General features: G+C 31.6%; 33 protein-coding genes. 3 read left to right on the plus strand and 30 right to left on the minus strand.

Annotation, left to right across the window (positions count from 1 at the left end; translation table 11 throughout):
- Positions 1 to 10 precede the first annotated feature (10 nt).
- From ACZ0AH_RS22230 to ACZ0AH_RS22240, 3 genes are all read right to left on the minus strand, one after another.
- A complete protein-coding gene (locus ACZ0AH_RS22230; RefSeq protein ID WP_463477919.1) occupies positions 11 to 1345 on the minus strand; it encodes a TolC family protein in 1335 nt (444 codons plus the stop codon).
- A gap of 12 nt (positions 1346 to 1357) precedes the next feature.
- Entirely contained in the window at positions 1358 to 1957 is a 600-nt protein-coding gene (locus tag ACZ0AH_RS22235; RefSeq protein WP_463477920.1) for a TetR/AcrR family transcriptional regulator, read from the minus strand.
- 106 nt (positions 1958 to 2063) lie between these two features.
- Complete coding sequence (locus ACZ0AH_RS22240; RefSeq protein ID WP_463477921.1) at positions 2064 to 2585, minus strand: YceI family protein; 522 nt, start codon at positions 2583 to 2585, stop codon at positions 2064 to 2066.
- A 268-nt stretch (positions 2586 to 2853) separates the two neighbouring features.
- On the opposite strand from ACZ0AH_RS22240, the gene ACZ0AH_RS22245 reads away from it, so the two are divergent.
- Positions 2854 to 3828: a polyprenyl synthetase family protein gene (locus ACZ0AH_RS22245; RefSeq protein ID WP_463477922.1), complete on the plus strand. Its 975-nt coding sequence runs from the start codon at positions 2854 to 2856 to the stop codon at positions 3826 to 3828.
- Between the two features lie 84 nt (positions 3829 to 3912).
- Positions 3913 to 4263 (plus strand): hypothetical protein, encoded by a 351-nt coding sequence (locus tag ACZ0AH_RS22250; RefSeq protein WP_463477923.1) that lies wholly within the window; start codon positions 3913 to 3915, stop codon positions 4261 to 4263.
- Between the two features lie 22 nt (positions 4264 to 4285).
- On the opposite strand, the gene ACZ0AH_RS22255 is transcribed toward ACZ0AH_RS22250, so the two are convergent.
- From ACZ0AH_RS22255 to ACZ0AH_RS22380, 26 genes are all read right to left on the minus strand, one after another.
- A complete protein-coding gene (locus ACZ0AH_RS22255; RefSeq protein ID WP_463477924.1) occupies positions 4286 to 7417 on the minus strand; it encodes a lantibiotic dehydratase in 3132 nt (1043 codons plus the stop codon).
- Positions 7418 to 7435: 18 nt separating this feature from the next.
- Complete coding sequence (locus tag ACZ0AH_RS22260) at positions 7436 to 9595, minus strand: peptidase domain-containing ABC transporter (RefSeq protein ID WP_463477925.1); 2160 nt, start codon at positions 9593 to 9595, stop codon at positions 7436 to 7438.
- Positions 9588 to 10742 carry an HlyD family secretion protein gene (locus ACZ0AH_RS22265; protein ID WP_463477926.1) on the minus strand — a complete coding sequence of 385 codons (1155 nt, stop codon included), beginning with the start codon at positions 10740 to 10742 and terminating at the stop codon, positions 9588 to 9590. Before ACZ0AH_RS22265 ends, ACZ0AH_RS22260 begins: the two co-directional genes overlap by 8 nt.
- 397 nt (positions 10743 to 11139) lie before the next feature.
- The gene (locus tag ACZ0AH_RS22270) at positions 11140 to 11292 is read right to left on the minus strand and encodes a class IIb bacteriocin, lactobin A/cerein 7B family (protein WP_463477927.1); all 153 of its coding nucleotides are present in this window, start codon (positions 11290 to 11292) and stop codon (positions 11140 to 11142) included.
- Between the two features lie 26 nt (positions 11293 to 11318).
- Positions 11319 to 11471 (minus strand): class IIb bacteriocin, lactobin A/cerein 7B family, encoded by a 153-nt coding sequence (locus ACZ0AH_RS22275; RefSeq protein WP_463477927.1) that lies wholly within the window; start codon positions 11469 to 11471, stop codon positions 11319 to 11321.
- Positions 11472 to 11497: 26 nt separating this feature from the next.
- Positions 11498 to 11653: a class IIb bacteriocin, lactobin A/cerein 7B family gene (locus ACZ0AH_RS22280; protein ID WP_463477928.1), complete on the minus strand. Its 156-nt coding sequence runs from the start codon at positions 11651 to 11653 to the stop codon at positions 11498 to 11500.
- A 26-nt stretch (positions 11654 to 11679) separates the two neighbouring features.
- Positions 11680 to 11832 (minus strand): class IIb bacteriocin, lactobin A/cerein 7B family, encoded by a 153-nt coding sequence (locus tag ACZ0AH_RS22285; RefSeq protein WP_463477927.1) that lies wholly within the window; start codon positions 11830 to 11832, stop codon positions 11680 to 11682.
- A gap of 27 nt (positions 11833 to 11859) precedes the next feature.
- Positions 11860 to 12012, minus strand: coding sequence for a class IIb bacteriocin, lactobin A/cerein 7B family (locus ACZ0AH_RS22290; RefSeq protein WP_463477927.1), 153 nt, complete (start codon positions 12010 to 12012; stop codon positions 11860 to 11862).
- Positions 12013 to 12038: 26 nt separating this feature from the next.
- Complete coding sequence (locus ACZ0AH_RS22295) at positions 12039 to 12191, minus strand: class IIb bacteriocin, lactobin A/cerein 7B family (RefSeq protein WP_463477927.1); 153 nt, start codon at positions 12189 to 12191, stop codon at positions 12039 to 12041.
- A 26-nt stretch (positions 12192 to 12217) separates the two neighbouring features.
- On the minus strand, positions 12218 to 12370 hold the full coding sequence (locus ACZ0AH_RS22300) for a class IIb bacteriocin, lactobin A/cerein 7B family (protein ID WP_463477929.1): 153 nt from the start codon (positions 12368 to 12370) through the stop codon (positions 12218 to 12220).
- 27 nt (positions 12371 to 12397) lie between these two features.
- Positions 12398 to 12550, minus strand: a complete 153-nt coding sequence (locus tag ACZ0AH_RS22305) for a class IIb bacteriocin, lactobin A/cerein 7B family (RefSeq protein ID WP_463477930.1) — start codon at positions 12548 to 12550, stop codon at positions 12398 to 12400.
- Positions 12551 to 12576: 26 nt separating this feature from the next.
- Positions 12577 to 12735, minus strand: coding sequence for a class IIb bacteriocin, lactobin A/cerein 7B family (locus ACZ0AH_RS22310; protein WP_463477931.1), 159 nt, complete (start codon positions 12733 to 12735; stop codon positions 12577 to 12579).
- A 26-nt stretch (positions 12736 to 12761) separates the two neighbouring features.
- Positions 12762 to 12917: a class IIb bacteriocin, lactobin A/cerein 7B family gene (locus ACZ0AH_RS22315; protein WP_463477928.1), complete on the minus strand. Its 156-nt coding sequence runs from the start codon at positions 12915 to 12917 to the stop codon at positions 12762 to 12764.
- Between the two features lie 26 nt (positions 12918 to 12943).
- Entirely contained in the window at positions 12944 to 13099 is a 156-nt protein-coding gene (locus tag ACZ0AH_RS22320; protein ID WP_463477928.1) for a class IIb bacteriocin, lactobin A/cerein 7B family, read from the minus strand.
- A 26-nt stretch (positions 13100 to 13125) separates the two neighbouring features.
- Positions 13126 to 13281: a class IIb bacteriocin, lactobin A/cerein 7B family gene (locus ACZ0AH_RS22325; protein ID WP_463477928.1), complete on the minus strand. Its 156-nt coding sequence runs from the start codon at positions 13279 to 13281 to the stop codon at positions 13126 to 13128.
- 26 nt (positions 13282 to 13307) lie between these two features.
- Positions 13308 to 13463 carry a class IIb bacteriocin, lactobin A/cerein 7B family gene (locus ACZ0AH_RS22330; RefSeq protein ID WP_463477928.1) on the minus strand — a complete coding sequence of 52 codons (156 nt, stop codon included), beginning with the start codon at positions 13461 to 13463 and terminating at the stop codon, positions 13308 to 13310.
- Positions 13464 to 13488: 25 nt separating this feature from the next.
- Positions 13489 to 13647 carry a class IIb bacteriocin, lactobin A/cerein 7B family gene (locus ACZ0AH_RS22335; RefSeq protein ID WP_463477932.1) on the minus strand — a complete coding sequence of 53 codons (159 nt, stop codon included), beginning with the start codon at positions 13645 to 13647 and terminating at the stop codon, positions 13489 to 13491.
- Between the two features lie 25 nt (positions 13648 to 13672).
- Entirely contained in the window at positions 13673 to 13831 is a 159-nt protein-coding gene (locus tag ACZ0AH_RS22340; protein ID WP_463477932.1) for a class IIb bacteriocin, lactobin A/cerein 7B family, read from the minus strand.
- A gap of 1 nt (position 13832) precedes the next feature.
- Positions 13833 to 13976, minus strand: a complete 144-nt coding sequence (locus ACZ0AH_RS22345) for a class I lanthipeptide (RefSeq protein WP_463477933.1) — start codon at positions 13974 to 13976, stop codon at positions 13833 to 13835.
- 21 nt (positions 13977 to 13997) lie between these two features.
- Positions 13998 to 14162 (minus strand): class I lanthipeptide, encoded by a 165-nt coding sequence (locus ACZ0AH_RS22350; protein ID WP_463477934.1) that lies wholly within the window; start codon positions 14160 to 14162, stop codon positions 13998 to 14000.
- Positions 14163 to 14189: 27 nt separating this feature from the next.
- Positions 14190 to 14345, minus strand: coding sequence for a class I lanthipeptide (locus tag ACZ0AH_RS22355; RefSeq protein WP_463477935.1), 156 nt, complete (start codon positions 14343 to 14345; stop codon positions 14190 to 14192).
- Positions 14346 to 14372: 27 nt separating this feature from the next.
- Positions 14373 to 14534: a class I lanthipeptide gene (locus tag ACZ0AH_RS22360; RefSeq protein ID WP_463477936.1), complete on the minus strand. Its 162-nt coding sequence runs from the start codon at positions 14532 to 14534 to the stop codon at positions 14373 to 14375.
- A gap of 409 nt (positions 14535 to 14943) precedes the next feature.
- The gene (locus tag ACZ0AH_RS22365; protein ID WP_463477937.1) at positions 14944 to 15102 is read right to left on the minus strand and encodes a class I lanthipeptide; all 159 of its coding nucleotides are present in this window, start codon (positions 15100 to 15102) and stop codon (positions 14944 to 14946) included.
- A gap of 16 nt (positions 15103 to 15118) precedes the next feature.
- A complete protein-coding gene (locus ACZ0AH_RS22370) occupies positions 15119 to 15286 on the minus strand; it encodes a class I lanthipeptide (protein ID WP_463477938.1) in 168 nt (55 codons plus the stop codon).
- On the minus strand, positions 15286 to 15471 hold the full coding sequence (locus ACZ0AH_RS22375) for a class I lanthipeptide (RefSeq protein WP_463477939.1): 186 nt from the start codon (positions 15469 to 15471) through the stop codon (positions 15286 to 15288). Before ACZ0AH_RS22375 ends, ACZ0AH_RS22370 begins: the two co-directional genes overlap by 1 nt.
- A 721-nt stretch (positions 15472 to 16192) precedes the next feature.
- On the minus strand, positions 16193 to 18049 hold the full coding sequence (locus ACZ0AH_RS22380) for a helix-turn-helix domain-containing protein (RefSeq protein WP_463477940.1): 1857 nt from the start codon (positions 18047 to 18049) through the stop codon (positions 16193 to 16195).
- A 180-nt stretch (positions 18050 to 18229) separates the two neighbouring features.
- On the opposite strand from ACZ0AH_RS22380, the gene ACZ0AH_RS22385 reads away from it, so the two are divergent.
- Complete coding sequence (locus ACZ0AH_RS22385) at positions 18230 to 18385, plus strand: class I lanthipeptide (protein WP_463477941.1); 156 nt, start codon at positions 18230 to 18232, stop codon at positions 18383 to 18385.
- A gap of 69 nt (positions 18386 to 18454) precedes the next feature.
- On the opposite strand, the gene ACZ0AH_RS22390 is transcribed toward ACZ0AH_RS22385, so the two are convergent.
- Positions 18455 to 19006, minus strand: coding sequence for a hypothetical protein (locus tag ACZ0AH_RS22390; RefSeq protein WP_463477942.1), 552 nt, complete (start codon positions 19004 to 19006; stop codon positions 18455 to 18457).
- Positions 19007 to 19020: the final 14 nt, after the last annotated feature.

Here is a 19020-nt window from a genome sequence, read left to right on the forward strand (position 1 = left end):
TTTGTTCTAGTTATTTAATAAGAGTTTTAAGTTCGCCTTTTGATTTGATTAGTGCTACTTCGGCAATTTTGTAATTCAAGACTGCTCTGGTATAGTTATTTTGAGCTTCAAGTGATGCATTTTCAGCATCTAACAAATCTGTTAATGATGCTAATCCCTGAAGGTAATTGTTTTTTGTATTGCTTAAGATTTCACTCGCTAAGCGCATATTTTCTTTTTGATTCTCGATAGTTACAAGGTTGTTCTCGATTTGAGCCATTGCATTTCTATAATCTAAATCAAGCGAAAGTTTTGTGTCTTTGATATCTTCCTGAAGTGATCTGATGTCAACATCAGCTTGTCTTACTCTGGCACGCGTTCCGAAACCGGTAAAAATTGGCACTCTTAAATTCAATCCAATTCCTGAATAATCTGACCAGTAAACACCAGAAGATGGTTTTTCGAACCAAGGAAATTCAGGACCCTGACCAATATAGTTGTAACCAGCAGTTAAAGAAAGTGTTGGATAATATTCTGCCTGAACCGCTTTCTTTTGAAACACCAATAATTCTTCTTGTTTTTTCAAAAGCAAATATTCTGTTCTGTTTTCAATATTTGGCAATTCTGTTAAAGCAGCAGGAACAACTTCAAATTCTTCTTTTGGGATCTCGATTACAGTTTCAATAGGCATTCCCATATAAAACTTCAAAGCATTTTCCTGTAAAGTAATTTGATTTTTAATTTGTTGACGTTCTGTATCAATGTTAGACATTTTAACGATAATACGGTCTAAGTCAATTTTTTTGGCCAGACCATTATCAAATTGTCCTTTTACGATATCACGAACTTTAGTTGTATTTACATAATTACTGTCTAATAATATCAATCTTTCGCGTTGTACGTAAACAGAATAATAATTATTGGCAACTCTTTCAATTACATTTTCCTCTGTTAACTGATCGTTTATCTGGTAAAATTCACGAGTAGATTTTGCAGCTCTCAATCCTGTAAAAACAGCCTGATCAAACAAAGCCTGAGTCAATGAAATTCCGGCTGTAGAAGTCCATTTTTGACCAAAAGTTGCCTGAATACTTGTTCCTGGCTGTCCAAAACTTGCTCCGTCAATTACACTTGTCTGTAAAATTGGGTTATAACTCAAGTTTCCATTTGCAGTAATTTGAGGCAATGCTCTTGAACGTATTTCCTGAATTTGATATTCACTGTTTTCAACCTGCAATTTTGCTTTTTTAGCGTCGGCTTTGTTTTCAAGCGCGTACGTAAGAGCGTCCTTTAAGGTTAAAGTCTTGACTTGTGCGTTGGCCGACAAGCCAATTGAACACAAAAATATAAGAATTATTCTTTTCATATAGATTGATGATTAAATAGTAATTTTTTTAAGTTGTTTTTCTAATTCGATTATTCCTTTTTCCGTTGCCATAGCTCTGGTGTGATATTCCAGCGCTTCCAACTCTATTTTTTGTGCTTCTCTTTCTGAAATCGTAGTTTCATTTATATGAAAAATCAAAGTGTAATAAAACTTTACATACAAATCTATATTCAAATCTGCTCTGTATAAATCTTCGCTGATCCCTTTCATTATATTATCTTTAAAATAATGATTGCACTGATCAATTTCATGCGTCATTACGTTTTGGTAGATTTCCGGATAATGCTTTTTTAACTGATAAAGAGGCGAAGTATCGGTTGCATTTTTAAACATATCACGAAACATTTCCCTAATCTCAAAATTCTCGTGAATGGCATTATAATTTTTTGCTACAATAGTATCAATCACTTCATGCACTTGTTTATGAACCGTTGATGTACTCTCTTCTATCAGTACTTCTTTATTACAGAAATATTTGTAAATCGTTTTTTTAGAAATACACATTTCACCTGCAATATCATCCATTGTAACACTTTTAAAACCGAGTTTTAAAAATAATTCACTCGCTTTTGATATAATTTTCTCTTTCATCTTGATTTTCAATTGCATTACAAATATACTTAGGAAACTAAAATCAGAAAAATAGTTTCCAATATATTTGTAATAATTTTACATTAATTTATTCATTATGTAAGATTTATATACTGAATTCTAAGTTGGCAATAAGTTTAATATCTTTTCCTAAAGCCAAACCACCATTATGATTGTATGAGTTATAATCTAAACCAAAATCCTGACGCTTGATGTCTCCTTTAATTTCAAAAGCAACTTTTTTCTCGCCGTTGTACGTATTGATTCCGATAAATTCGGCATCCAGTTCAACCACTTTTGTAACATCTTTTATGGTTAAATCACCTTTAAAGAAATTAATATTATTGTTTACTTTTTGAAATGAAGTCGATTTGAAACTGATAATCGGATGTTCGTTTACATCAAAAAGATCCTGAAGTTGTAAATACGTATCAATTTGCTGAAAACTATCATTTTTATTATTGATGTCCAGAGAAAATTCTACAGATGCATTTTCAATTTCATTGTCTTCAATGTCTACAAAGCCATCAAATTTATTTGTCGTTCCTCCCATATAGGCAATTATCGAGTGTCTCATTTTAATCAAAACGTCTGATTGACTAGAATCTAAGGTCCATGTTGTTTTCATAATTGTTTGGTTTTGTTTAGTTTATAAATCATCTAAACGTTCTATGGAAACTTTTACAGTGTTTCGAGTTTCCGATTAACGGTGCAAATATAGACAGGAAACTCTAAACACCAAAAGAGTTTCCAAGTTTTTTTAAAAATAATTTTAAAAGATTAAAAAGCGCACCATTTCGTTTGGTTTTAAATCTTAATTAGCATTTACTATTTTGAAAGGGATAATTCATATTTGAATTGTATCTTTGAGCCTCGCAAATCAGATTATTCATTTTATGCACGATATTAGTCAGTACCAGGATTTTTTTATTAGTTATTTAAAAGACCAAAACATCAATAAAGAGCCTAAAAACCTTTATGAACCTATTGAATATATTTTAGGCCTTGGCGGAAAACGCATGCGTCCCGTTTTGACTTTGATGGCTGCAGAAGTTTTTAATACTGATTATAAAACAGCACTTCCGGCTGCAATGGCGGTTGAAGTTTTTCATAATTTTTCATTGGTTCATGATGATATTATGGATGATGCGCCTTTGCGAAGAGGTCAGGAAACGGTGCATGAAAAATGGAATATCAATACCGGGATTCTTTCCGGTGATGCAATGCTGATCCTTGCTTATCAATATTTTGAACAATACGAACCAACCGTTTTTAGGGATTTAGCAAAATTATTCAGCAAAACTGCTCTTGAAGTTTGTGAAGGTCAACAATGGGATGTTGATTTTGAGGAACGAAATGATGTTACGATTCCCGAATATCTAAAAATGATTGAATATAAAACGGCTGTTTTAGTTGCTGCTGCCATGAAAATGGGCGCTATTGTAGCTAAAACTTCTGAAAAAGAAGCGGATTTAATTTATGATTTCGGACTGAATTTAGGATTAGCTTTCCAGCTTCAGGATGATTATCTGGATGCTTTTGGAGATCCTGAAACCTTTGGAAAACAAGTTGGTGGAGATATTATCGAAAATAAAAAAACGTATTTATACCTAAAAGCTATTGAATTTTCTTCGGAAGAAAAAGCAGCAGAATTGCAACAATTATTCAGTTTGCAGCTTGAAGATAATAGAGAAAAAATAGAAATTGCCAAAACAATTTTTAATGAATCCGGCGCTTCAAAAGAAACGCAGCAAGCCATAGAAAAATACACTTTTAAAGCTTTCGAAACATTAGAAAAAATGGATATCAATGACGAAAAGAAAAATATCCTGAGAACTTTTGGCGAGAATTTAATGGGACGTAAAGTATAAAAACAATAGCAATAACAATTTCAAAAATCAATTATAAAAATATTGAAAATTGCAATTGACATTGAATTTTGAAATTGATAAAATATGTTTGTAGCACCAATAAATACAGAATCGTTATTTGCCGAAGCTCAGGCAGAAACTTTATATCTCAGCTTGATTGAACAAATCAATAAGGATTTTAATCTGGCAAACGAAGGAATCGATTTTCCGCTCAGTATTTCTCCCGACGAATTAAAAATCCAGCTTCACGAAAAAATATACCGAATGATTCAGTACAAATTTGCTGAATATTTGAACCTGCTTTATATTATTGACGTTTCTGAAATTGAAATAAAAAAACTTGACGGCTCAGATTTGGTTATTCTGGCCGAACAAGTTTCGTTTTTAATTCTAAAAAGGGAATGGCAAAAGGTTTGGTTTAGAAAAAACTTTTAAACTTTTTCCCCTGATTCTTATATTACAAGATTAACTCGCTTATTTTGAGTTGTTTGCTTTTCCCGGTATGCAGTTGTTTGCTGTAATATTTATATAAATAATCGTAAACAACCATTTCGTGGATTCTGTGTTTGGTTAGAAAAATCCTGTTGCAAATCATGTGTATATAACTCAACATTATATTGTCAAGATACGTTGGCAAACGATGATCGCCGGCCATTTCTTTTATTGCTTTTACGGCAGGAGCATTTTTTTGGGAACGTTCTTCAAGAATTTCCATCAAAGGCTCATACATTTCATCCATCTCTGCAGGATTTAAAAACGATTCAATATCAGATTCATGACCCGCAAACATTTCATTAATTTGTTTGTTTAGTCTTCCCGAACGGTTAAATTCTTTTCCGAAACTTGTTTTTGCTGCATTAAACAATTTGATTTTTCCTTCGAGTTTTACATCAAAATCATTTAAAAAATGGTCTATGGACAATAAACAAAACAGCCATCTTATTTTTTCGCCTGAATCTCCTTCGATCATGTCAGTAAATTTTAACGTGCTTTCGCTATCATTAAAAAACAAGGTTTCTGTTTCTTCGATAGCTTCATAGCCATATCGCTGCAATTCACGAAGATAATTGTCGGTTTGTGTCTTCCAGATAATTCGCATTTGCTCGAGAGGTTCAATATGCTGTTTTATAATTTGAATACAATCTGTAAACAAATTGCTGTTTTTTAGCAAAATGCGAAATCTAATGTGATGTCCCTGCGCATCATAATAGCGAATAAAAAACCATTTGTCTATTAATCCTTTTGCTTTTAATTCTTCAACAACAGGATTAATGGCTGTTTTTAATACCTCTTCTCCGGCTCTTTCTCCGCAATAAAATTTATAATAAAGCCATTTTTCGCCAATTGAAAATGAAGTTGTTACGCCTTCTTTATTTTCTTTTGAAACAAATTGATTTTCAACACTAACCTCAACTTTTTTCTCTACATTTTTATGTGCTGTAAAGATCACTTCGTTACAATAATTGTCTGTAATTGTATCTTCTGAAAATAAAAACTCTTTTAGCTGAATAAAGCTTTCGCCTTTCATCATATAATAAAAAACATTACAGCTTAGTTCATTATTGAAGTTTATAAGCACTTCATTGTCGCCTTGAGAAATGTATACAACATCAGGAATGTTTCTTTTTTCTCTGAAATTACGAACAAATTCAACTCTTTTTGATTCATCAACAGCAAGAATGCTGTCAATTTCTGTTTTATTGATATTCCAGGTAGCTCTGCTTAAAACCGTGTCTTTGTAATTTACTCTTGGCAAATAATCAAACTCATTTTGAAGTCCGCCCCAGCCAAATCCAAATCCGAAAGAATTTTGATTTTGCAGATCACAAAGAAAATGATAGATTGGCAGCGCATTCGAAGCAAAATTATGTGCGTTACTCAACCGCGGAATTATCTCTTTATTGAGTCTTTTGGAACGTAAAACCACTTTTCCGCCTTTTACAGAAACATATAAATCATCGATCATGATTTGATGTTCTCTGTCTACAGATGCATTTCCCAAATAAGGAATTTCATATGCTCTCTGAAAGTTTCGGTATAAAATATTTCCGGTTCTTGCTTGTGGCAAATGCACGATTTCTGCAATAATTTTAGTTGGATTTAGTTGATTTTCTATATCCGTGATTTCATTGCATAAATCTAGAATTTTAGTATCTAAATGACTAAATCTTCCAATTAAACCGTTTGCAGAAGGACCGCTTGCTGTTTTTAGATTGATTTTTTCAACTCCGTTTTCATGAAATACATTTACAAATGCTGAGAATGTATCCGGATACGAAGCTTCATTTTCTTCGAATTTGTTGATTTCTTCATCTAGTAATTCAATAGTCTGCAAATTGTTTTTTGTGGCATGAAGCAGTTTTTTAAACAAAAATGACTTTTTAGCGTCCATTGCAATTTGCGTTACATCTGAATGACCACTATTAATTAATAAATCGTCAACCAAGATAGCTTTTGCTCCTGTTGATTTTGCATAACCAATTCCTATATCCGGATCAAGAACGCTTACTAAAGGCTGTTCAAATTCTTCAAATCGCTCCAGGAATTTTCTCTTAAATTCTTTTAAATTACCATTTTCAGAACCAGAATGTAATTTATTTAAAACCGATAACGCCGGACGTAAATTTTTTAATGTTTTAAAACTGATTGAGCCGTTATCAATTTTTCTAAAACTATCTACCTGAAATAATTTTGAAATATCGACATGGTTTAACTCTTCGTTCACTAATTCATGAATCTGAGTATATAAAGCAGGATCGTTACTATTATTTTTATCAAGGAAATTTATTTTTGTTTTTAAATTTGTGATTAGTTCTTTAATGACTTCGGCTTCATAAAAGTCGAATCTTTCTTCTGAGAATATTTTGAGCAGTTTTTCAAAATAATCTTCTCCGGTAATGGTAAATTCTAATTCGCTTACAATAAACTGACTTTCTATAAGTGTGTCAATAAATTCATTGGCATCTTTTAAAGAAATTTCATCTGAAACCAGTAAACCGGCCAATTCACTTAATAAAACCCCATTTTTTGCTTTTTCGAATATCAGCGTTAAATACTCGCTTATTTCAACTTCTGAAATTTTATGAAACCTGACATTGTCTTTAAAGTAATATTCGACATAACGGTATTTATCAAAAACGGTATAAATTGAGTTGTTGCTGTAGTATTTTAAAGCTTCTCTTATGGCGTCATTTTTTACGATAACAGGCAAAAAACTTCCCAGGAAATACATGTCAAATTTGGTGAATCTTCCAAAAGTGCTTTCCGCAATATTAAGATTGGTTTCGGCATTTAAATCTACTGCAGCAACGGTAGAGAACATCCCAAAAGGCGTGCTTCTGTTAGACAATCTTGAAGCATATTTGTACAAAGATCCTTTTAGGTTTTTAAGTTCTTCTTCGGTCTGAAAACCTTCACCTGTTTCCCACATTACAAGTGCTTTGTAAATGTTTGGAGAACCGATAAATAATGCTTCCCTATTTTCTTCTTTTGAAAAAATTGCTTTAATTTTTTCCCACGTAAGATCCATTTGTTTTTCTTCAATTGGAGTTCTCACAATTGCCGTTTTTGTAAAAGAGTAATTTTTCATTTTTGTTAAATTTCCTTATTAAACAATTATATTATTCCACATTTTATAATAGTATTCTTTTTTATCCAAAAGCTCATCGTGCGAGCCTGACTCAATAACTTCTCCTTTTTTGAAGGCATAAATAACATCTGCTTTTTTAATATACTGAAGCTTATGCGCAATCACAATTATCGTTTTGCCTTGTTCGTTTAGTTCTTCTACTAACTTTTTGATCACCAATTCAGATTCAGAATCCAGTGCCGAAGTTGCTTCGTCCAGAATAAGGACTTCCGGATCTTTATAAAGCGCTCTTGCAAAGGCAATTCGCTGTTTTTCTCCTCCGGATAAATTCGCACCAAATTCTCCTAAATAGGTGTTGAAACCGTTTGGCAGAGATTCAATAAAGTCGTAAGCGCCTACTTTTTTACTTACTTCAATTATTTTTTCCATATCAGGATTTGAATCTCCAATAGAAATATTAAAAGCAATCGTTCCGTCAAAAAGTTCCACATTTTGTGGTACCGTGGTAATAAGCGAATTAATACTGTCTTTTGATATGTAATTCAGGTCGTATTCGCCAATTAATATTTTACCTTCTTTTGGACTGTATATATTTTGAATGAGTGACGCAATCGTACTTTTTCCGCTTCCGCTTTCTCCAACAAATGCTGTAAATTGCCCTTTTTTAATCGTAAGATTTAAATCTTTAAAGATATATCGGCCTAATTCATAAGAGAAATCAATGTTTTTGAATTTTATATCATCAAAGTTATTCTTCGTTAAATTTACCTTAGATTCCATTTCTTCCCTGTCAAGATCCATAATCCCAAACAATCTGTCTGAAGCAATCATCGCATTCTGAACCGCCTGGTTTGTACCTATTAATTGTGATGCAGGTCCGGTAAAATATCCTATTATGGAGTAAAATGAAAACAATTCGCCAGGCGTAATATTTCCGTCAATTACATAATAAGTTCCTGCCCATAAAAGGATAATGGTAAATAATCTGGAAATAAAATCAGAAGAAGTTCTTGCGAAAATTCCATTTATTCCTGATGTATAAATGCTTTTAAGTAAATCTACAAATTTTAGCTCTGTTCTGGTTTTGCAGAAATCTTCTAAAGACAATCTTTTTACTGTCCCGATATTTTTTATAGATTCTACCAATTGTGATTCCAGAAGCGCATTTTTTTCCATTATTGAACGTTCTGCTTTTTTATTCAATTTATTGGTTATCAAATAAATAATAACATAAAACGGAATAATCAAAGAAATAATTAAGGCCAGTTTCCAATAGAAAGAAAACATAAAAATGAACGAAAATATTACGATCAATATATTTACCGAAATACTTAAAGCGGTTTCGTTTATCAAGGCACGTATTTTTACAGCATCCCCAATTCTTGACATGATTTCACCAATTCGCATGGTATCAAAAAACTTTTGAGGCATCGTAAAAAGATGTTTGTAATAACCCAAAATCAATCGGGAATCAATTTGCTGGCTTGTTTTTAAAATAAACACATCTTTTAAAACGCTGTATAATATTTGAAGCAGCAAACATCCAATAACAATAATACTCATTAAGTTTAATAAACTTTTATTACCGCTTACGAGTACAAAATCTGTAATCTTACCTACATATATTGAAACCGAAAAACCCAGTAAAGTGTATAAAACAGCGCCAATAATTGCCTGTAACAAGATGTATTTATGCGGTTTTAGCAAAAATAATATTCTTCTGAGATTTGATATTTTTTCGTTTTTTTCTTTAAAAATATCATCGTCCGGAACGAGTATTAAGGCATAACCTGTAAATATTTGTTCAAAATCGGCAAGTGGTCTTTTATCCAGTTTACCGGTAGAAGGATCCATTACCTGAATGTATTTTTTGGTTATTTTGTAAGCGACAACATAATGCGGGAACTCATGCCCGTCTTGTTTTATCATAACATGCAAAAGCGCTGGCATAGGGACATCTATTAATCCTTCAAAATCTACTTTTACTCCTTTTGCAAGAAAGCCTAATTTTACGGCTGCCTCTCTTAACCCTAATAATGTTGTTCCTTTTTGGTTTGTGCTTGCATATTGTCTGATTCTCGAAATAGGCAGGCTTAAATTATAATGTTCTGAAATTGAAGCTAAACAAGCTGCACCACAATCTGAAAAATCATGTTGTTTTATTTCTATTTTACTCATTTTTGCTGTTGTAAGGATTAAACCAATCTTCTACTTTGTCAAATAATAACTGAAATGCTGTTCTTTTAGTCAGGAAAAAACGACTTGTTAAACTCATTCCTTTTTTTAGATTGCCTTTGGCGCCGTTTTTTAAGGTTAAACTATCCGTATGAAGGTTGCTTTTTATTTTATAGTAAGGTGCATTATTCACAATAAGAACATCTTTGCTTATTTCGAAGATTCTCCCTTTTGCAAATCCCCATTGATTCGAATTAAAGGCATCTATTTGATAAATAGCATCGCCGCCTTCTTTTAAATATCCTATTTCGGATGGGTTTACAAAAGTCTCTACAATAATATCCTTATCGGGAGAGATTTCTACAATTGAATTTCCTGTTGCGATTCCGCTTCCTTTATGAAATCCCTGCATGTTGACTAATTCACCATCGATAGGAGAAATTATGATGTAATTATTCTCTTCTTCCTTAAGCTGTTTTTGATTCGAATGAATGCTTTTATTGGATTGGCTTAACTGCGTATATTCTTTTTGCCAGGATAATTCTGTTTGTTTGATTAGGTTAGTTCGGTCATTTTTGATTTTATTCAGTTCTAATTCTATTGCTTCAAATTCTGATTTTGAGATTACTTCTTTTTTATAAAGCCGTTCTTTTCGATCAAAGTCTGACTGCGTATTTTTAATTATAATATCCAGATTATACAAATCCTGCTGGTGTTTTAAAAGCTCTTTTTTATACTGATCTGATTGTATCTGGCTATAATTTCGCTGAATTAAATTCTTTAGATCATTTAAATAAACCGAATTTTCTGAGCTCTGGATCGTGTTTAAATTCTCTTTTTCTTTTAAGATGTTATGATCTATTATAAGGAGCGTATCTCCTTTTTTGATCTTTTTGTTTTCCTCAATATTAAAGAATGATATTTTACCGCTAATAGGAGAATAAAGTGTAAGCTTCTTTTCCTGCGGAATTATAGTTCCTCTGCTTGTCGTATAAATATCTATATATATAAAAGGAAGCGAGATAAAAGCAATTAACAGCGCCAAAAAAGTAATCACAAATAAGCGTGATGTTTTTTTATTGTGTTTAATAATATGACTTTCAACAGTGTTGTTTAAAATCTCTTCTGGGAAAATTTCTTTATCGTTCATCTTTATCAGTATTAATTTCAGTGACAAATGAACCTATTATTTAAGGAATAAAAAAATGAAAAATACCGATTTTTATAAAAAATCGTGGTCTATTTTACATTTTAAAACACTAATTATCAGGTATATATGATTGATTTTCCAATATTTAAAACCAAAACTTCCTACAACTCGTTTTTATGATTTTTAAGCATAAAAAAAGCACTATCAGCCTAAACTGATAATGCTTTTTTTGAGAGAACATGTACGGGAATTAAATTAAATGTATCGTTTATGATACAATTCGAATGCAAGAAGGCTGAGCTTCCACCATCAACATTATGGCATTTGATTGAAATTTAATTTCGTAACAGCTATTTATTTAAATACAGCTTGTGTGTTCACGTTTTTGTTTTGCAAATTATTTGGCAGCAATTGTAATGGTTAGACCAATGATCACTCCGATACAAAGTGGGCTTGTTCCGCCGTCTACATCATGCATTTGTTTGTCGTTCAATTCTGTAACAACTGCTTTGTTGAAAGCAAGTTTGTTGCTTGGGTTTTGTTTTTTCATGATTTAAAATTTTAAGGTTTAGTTAATTATTTGGCTGCAATTGTAATGGTTAAACCAATGATCACTCCGATACAAAGAGGGCTTGTTCCACCGTCTACATCGTGCATTTGTTTGTCGTTTAATTCTGTAACAACTGCTTTGTTGAAAGCAAGTTTGTTGCTTGGGTTTTGTTTTTTCATAATTTTAATTTTTAAGGTTGGTTGAATTAATTATCTGCGTAGATTGTAATGGTTAAACCAATGATTACTCCGATACAAAGAGGGCTTGTTCCACCGTCTACATCATGCATTTGTTTGTCGTTTAATTCTGTAACAACTGCTTTATTGAAAGCAAGTTTGTTGCTTGGGTTTTGTTTTTTCATAATTTTAATTTTTAAGGTTTAGTTAATTATTTGGCAGCAATTGTAATGGTTAAACCAATGATTACTCCGATACAAAGTGGGCTTGTTCCACCGTCTACGTCATGCATTTGTTTGTCGTTTAATTCTGTAACAACTGCTTTATTGAAAGCCAGTTTGTTGCTTGGGTTTTGTTTTTTCATGATTTTTAATTTTTAAGGTTTAGTTAATTATTTGGCTGCAATTGTAATAGTTAGACCAATGATCACTCCGATACAAAGAGGGCTTGTTCCACCGTCTACATCATGCATTTGTTTGTCGTTCAATTCTGTAACAACTGCTTTGTTGAAAGCAAGTTTGTTGCTTGGGTTTTGTTTTTTCATAATTTTAATTTTTAAGGTTTAGTTAATTATTTGGCAGCAATTGTAATGGTTAAACCAATAATTACTCCGATACAAAGAGGGCTTGTTCCGCCATCTACGTCATGCATTTGTTTGTCGTTTAATTCTGTAACAACTGCTTTATTGAAAGCAAGTTTGTTGCTTGGGTTTTGTTTTTTCATAATTTTAATTTTTAAGGTTTAGTTAATTATTTGGCAGCAATTGTAATGGTTAAACCAATAATTACTCCGATACAAAGAGGGCTTGTTCCGCCATCTACATCATGCATTTGTTTGTCGTTTAATTCTGTAACAACTGCTTTGTTGAAAGCCAGTTTGTTGCCTGGGTTTTGTTTTTTCATGATTTAAAATTTTTAAAGTTTAGTTAATTATTTGGCTGCAAGTGTGATTGTTATACCAATGATCACTCCGATACAAAGAGGGCTTGTTCCGCCGTCTACGTCGTGCATTTGTTTGTCGTTTAATTCTGTAACAACTGCTTTGTTGAAAGCAAGTTTGTTGCTTGGGTTTTGTTTTTTCATAATTTTAATTTTTAAAGGTTGGTTGATTAATTATTATCTGCGTAGATTGTAATGGTTAGACCAATAATTACTCCGATACAAAGTGGGCTTGTTCCGCCATCTACGTCATGCATTTGTTTGTCGTTCAATTCTGTAACAACTGCTTTATTGAAAGCTAGTTTGTTGCCTGGGTTTTGTTTTTTCATAATTTTAAAATTTAAAGGTTGATTGATTAATTATCTGCGTAGATTGTAATGGTTAAACCAATGATTACTCCGATACAAAGAGGGCTTGTTCCACCGTCTACATCATGCATTTGTTTGTCGTTTAATTCTGTAACAACTGCTTTGTTGAAAGCAAGTTTGTTGCTTGGGTTTTGTTTTTTCATAATTTTAAAATTTAAAGGTTGATTGATTAATTATCTGCGTAGATTGTAATGGTAAGACCAATGATCACTCCGATACAAAGTGGGCTTGTTCCGCCATCTACGTCATGCATTTGTTTGTCGTTCAATTCTGTAACAACTGCTTTGTTGAAAGCAAGTTTGTTGCTTGGGTTTTGTTTTTTCATGATTTTAATTTTTAAAGGTTGGTTGATTAATTATCTGCGTAGATTGTAATAGTTAAACCAATGATCACTCCGATACAAAGTGGACTTGTTCCACCGTCTACATCGTGCATTTGTTTGTCGTTTAATTCTGTAACAACTGCTTTGTTGAAAGCAAGTTTGTTGCTTGGATTTTGTTTTTTCATAATTTTAAAATTTAAATGTTGATTGATTAATTATCTGCGTAGATTGTAATAGTTAGACCAATGATTACTCCGATACAAAGAGGGCTTGTTCCACCGTCTACATCATGCATTTGTTTGTCGTTTAATTCTGTAACAACTGCTTTGTTGAAAGCAAGTTTGTTGCTTGGATTTTGTTTTTTCATAATTTTAATTTTTAAGGTTGGTTGATTAATTATTATCTGCGTAGATTGTAATAGTTAGACCAATGATTACTCCGATACAAAGCGGGCTTGTTCCACCGTCTACGTCGTGCATTTGTTTGTCGTTCAATTCTGTAACAACTGCTTTGTTGAAAGCAAGTTTGTTGCTTGGGTTTTGTTTTTTCATGATTTTAATTTTTAAGGTTGGTTGATTAATTATTATCTGCGTAGATTGTAATAGTTAGACCAATGATTACTCCGATACAAAGTGGGCTTGTTCCACCGTCTACGTCGTGCATTTGTTTGTCGTTCAATTCTGTAACAACTGCTTTGTTGAAAGCAAGTTTGTTGCTTGGGTTTTGTTTTTTCATCTTAAATTAAACTCAAGTCTATTATTGAGTAAACGATACTAGTAATAACAGTACCTCCATTTACGTCTTGTAATTGTCTTTCATTCAATTCTGTAACAGCTGCTTTATTGAAAGCGAGCTTGTTATTTGGGTTTTGTTTTTTCATAATTATTAATTTTAATAGTTTTTAGTTATTTTCTGCAAGTGTTAAAATTGTTACCATAACAAGGCTGGTAGTACCGACTGTAAATGCTGATGTTCCACCATTTATATTTTGCAATTGGTTTTCATTCAATTCTGCAACAGCCACTTTATTAAAAGTTAGCTTGTTGTTTGGATTTTGTTTTTTCATATTTCTAAAAAATTAAGGGTTAGTAGATTAATATTCTTCCGGGAAAAATGTGATTATGATAGTTGGTAAAAGCGTAGTGTTTGAACCACCACCGCCATTTATCTCTTTTAACTGAGTTTCATTCAATTCTGCAACAGCTGCTTTATTAAAAGCAAGCTTGTTGTTTGGGTTTTGTTTTTTCATATTTTAAAATTTAATAGTTGTTGATAATTACATTAAATCGAATGTTACTTTAAGACAGCAGCAGCCTGTGCAAGTGTCTTCACCACCAATTATTGATGTTCCGCCTTTAACTTCGTTCAATTGAGTTTCGTTTAATTCTGCAACAGCTGCTTTACTAAAAGCAAGCTTGTTAGGATTTTGTTTTTTCATGTTATTTGTTTTTTAGTTGTTTGTTATTAAAATCAATTCTTCAACACAATTTGCAGCTAAACAATATTTAGCGCATTTTGATCTGTTTTTTAAGCATACTTGTGCTTCATGTTAGTACCTGAACTACATACATAGCCAGATAGCAACAAATTTTGGTTTAACCATCTGATTCAAAATCAGTGATCCATTTAATTGAAGCCGGGTGAAGTGTCTAAAAAGTACTTTAGAAAGTGTAAAAAAACTGAATAGAAAATGTTTTTTTACTTTTGCAGAAGCAATTTGCAGATAACTTACGGCATTACGTTTTTGTTAAATTCTATTATAAAAAGAGTCTCCACACTCTGTTTTATATTTGTACCGAATACTTATGATTTTAATCACATATAAGTCGGTTTTAAAGGCCAAATCATTAAGAAACCATTAACCAGGTACCATATCCGGTAGCAATAACAATAGCTCTTATTATTTCATTTGTGCCCCCATTGATGTCGTTTAACTGATCATCATTCAATTCTGCAATAGCGACTTTATTAAAAGCCAGCTTATTGTTTCGATTTTGCTTTTTCATATTACCAATGTTATAATTACATCTCTTGTAATATCGTGCTTATTTGCAAACAGCAGCATCCCGTGCAGGTTTCACCGCCTATTATTGTCGATCCGCCATTGATTTCTCTAAGAAAACTATCGTTTAATTCTGTAACATCTGCTTTTTTAAAATACAGTTTGTTATTTAGGTTTATACTTTTCATTAGAATTGATTGGCTTTAATTACAGTTATTTTTGTGAAGAAAGGGTCGCACACACAACCAGAGTTTGGGTTGGTATCACCGTCAATTCCTTTTGTTCCGCCATTAACATTTTTTAATTGTTGGCCATTTAATTCTGTAACAGCAGCTTTGTTGAAAGCTAATTTGTTTTGGTTTTGCTTTTTCATTTTTGTTTAGATTTAATTATTAATATTTATTGCAAATAGTTATCATTTTAATCGTTGATTCAAAAAATAAGGCATAAGTCGGACAGGCTAAAAAACTTTAGTGGAATTAAATCATTACATGAATTTTGAAATAGGGAATTCAATTTTAATTTTTGACAATGACCCAAAAAAAGAGCGTCAGAAATTAGTTCAGAAAAAAATCCGGACCTATTTAAAAAGTTTTGTAATGCGTTTTTTGATTTTATAAAACAAAGATTTTGATTGTTTTGCACCATCATGATCTTCAATTTTAAAAATTGAATTTTTGCTGAGCCTTTTTTGGCCTGATTGATTACTGTTAGTCATAATTCTTTTTTTAAGCTAACAAGTGGTGCTTTGGAAGTACTTTTAGAAATAGTAAAAAAAAGTTTTATTACACACATTTTTTTTTACTTTTGTAGAAGTAATTTCTGGCAACTTGTTAGGTATTACGTTTTTGTTAAAACACCTTATAAAACAGAGTCTCCACACTCTGTTTTATTTTTTTGGTTGAAGTGGCTACTCATTTTCATTTTCGCCACCCTTCAAAACCAAAGTTGAAACTAATCTGATATTCGGATTAATTCTGAGACAAAGTAAAATCTTTTTTTCCTGTAAAAAAAATAGAAAACCCCCATATTTATAAAATAAGGGGGTTATTTTTTAGGTATAAAATATTGATTTTTAATTAGTTACGACAAAACTAACTGTTTTCGCTTTCCTTCATTTGATTTATCTTTTTTATATAAATTGAGGGGCTAATTCCAGTTGCAATCTTAAAATATTTGGTAAAAGATTCAGGACTTTTATATCCAATTTCTTCTGCAATTGCATTAATTGAATACGATCTTAGTTTGGCATTATTCTTTAATTCAATAATAATATAATTAATTCTCAGCTCATTTACATACGAACTAAAGTTCTTATCCAACTCACTATTCACAATTTTAGATAAATAGGCCGTATTTGTTTTTAGTCTTTTCGCAACATTATGCAGCGTAAAGTCCTGCTTTAAGAACAGTTTCTTCTCTTCTAACTTGATTAGCTTGTCTAAAATTTCTGTTCTCGTAGCATCTTTTATAATAAAGTTGGTATTATTTGTTTCTTCAACCTCACCGCTATTATGCTCATGAAGTGTATCATCCTGAAGTATTTCATCCTGAATTTCGTCATTGAGTATTTCATCATTACCCGCAGTATTAATGCTTACAAAACTGTTTTGAGTAAGTTCAGATTCAAATTCTTCTTCTAATTCTGCAGGTTTAGTACTTTCATCATTATTTGCCGAAATATTATTTTGCTGAGTTTCATCAGAGGTTTTTGTGTTTTGGTTTTCAAAATTTTGAATTTTGAGTAGTAATTCCTCAAATTTTTCCTGATTTTGCCTGCCTTCTTTTTTTCTTTTAATATAAAAACCAATAAACAAAAGAATTAAAAAACTTGTTGAACCAAGCAATATCCATTTTTGGTTCTCCTGTTCTGTTTCTCTTTCTTTACTTTCATTAATATCAATTTTATGCAGGTGATCGATGGCTTCGATCCTTTTTTCGCCAATTTTCTTTGATTTTTCGATAAACTGTCCATAATAATAGTTTGATTCAGAGTAGTTTTCTATCGATTTATAGTTTTCGGCAAGTAAATAATAGATTTCAGATAAATTCTCTGCCGGTATATTTGATTGTGTTTCGTCTTTAATAATAGACTTTAAAAGCGTAATAGCTTTATTATAATCTTTTTGAAGAGAATAGAGTTTAGAGATCTTAATATTGATTTCTGTAATCAAATTATTGCTTTCAATTTTTTGCGCAATAACCAGGGCTTTATCAAAGGTAAATTTTGCCTTCGAAAACTCCTTTTTATCAATATAAATTAAGCCCAATTGTGACAAAAAGTGAATTTCATGCTCTTTTAGGTTGTTTTTTTGTGATTCGGCTATACCACTTTTTATAAAAACATAGGCGGAGTCCTGTTTATTTAGATTAATATATGTTTTTACCAGACCCAATTTTATATCCAGTTTGCTCACATTATCAAAACCTTTTTTAGACAGGTTCTCTTTGTAAATTTTTAATGCTTCCTGATAGCGTTCTAATTCATAAGCAATACTTCCTTTTTTTATCGAAATATAGTTGTAAGCACTGATATCATTGAGTTTTTTAGACAAAATGGTACATTCTTCATAAAGCGTTAAAGCTTCCTGAAAATCAAATTCATTAAATAAATAATTGGCTTTATTGATTTTGAAAACCATTTCGAGCTTTTCATTATCGGTAGAGTTTGCTTTTTGAATTGCTTTATCAAAATAATAAAAAGCACTGTCTTTTTGAGTTAAAGCGCCACTTAAATCGGCCAGAAAACAATATGATTTTGCCTCTTCTACCACTAAATCATTGGCCTTAGCGTATTTTAATAATTTATGACAATAGTATTTTGCTTTAGTGGGATTATTGTACAATAAACTTTTAACCGAATCTTTATAAGTTTCAATTTTATTCTGACAAAAAGTAAAATTTATCGTCAACAATAAAATTACGCTGGATACCTTCGTTAATGCCTTCATTTGATTTGTTTTTGAAAATAAAATACTGATAATCAGTTATTTATACGTGGTATAATATAGGCTATTTTTATAAATCTGGGGATTTATGAGTTTTTTTGATGGTTTTTTTGAAATAAATTCACATTATAATTTTTCAACCAATTCAAAATCAATTCAAAACAACTTCAAAACCCAAAGATTATGAAAAAAATTAACTTAAAAAAATTAGTGTTAAAAAAAACTAACATTATAGAACTTAATTCTGAGCAGGCAAAATTAATTGTAGGAGGAAGTCTTAATATCGCAGCTCCGGAACAAACAGATCCAAGAAGTATGTTTTCGATGTTTTGCGTTTAAAATGTAAACTTTAAGAAAACAAAAAGAGCGGCTCAATGAGCCGCTCTTTTCATTTATAGCTTTTTTTAATTAAAAATAAACCCTTACAAAAGGCATAAAACCTGATCCATATAAACTAGTTTCTGCGTTATACAAAATATCATAACGCGCACCAATAGTTACACTTCCGGTTCTGTAACCTGCTCCGAGATATAAAGCGGTATTCCAATAATTATCTGAATATGAAGGCCTGTAAGGCGTCGCATCGTAATCTGTATTTACACGAACTTGTTCTAACTCTGCTGACAATTGAATTTGCGGAATTGGATTTACAAGTCCAACCAGACTTCCTCCGTAAACAAACGAATCATAATAATCTTTTGATGATAAATAGCCAAATTGAAGCCCAACTCCAACCGCCACAATTTCATTGATATTATAGATTGCACTTGGCATAACGGAGATATCTGTGTAACCAGAACCAATTCCAAGACCAAGGCCTCCACCAAACTGAACCTTATCCCAAAAATGATTACTGTTATCTATAACATAATTTTGTTGGGCAATTGCAAAATTAGAAAATAAGACTGCCAAAATCACAAAAAAAGGTTTGAAAACGATTGAAATTTGATTTTTATTCATAGTTGAGTCTACTT

The sequence above is a fragment of the Flavobacterium sp. AC105 genome, assembly GCF_979258495.1.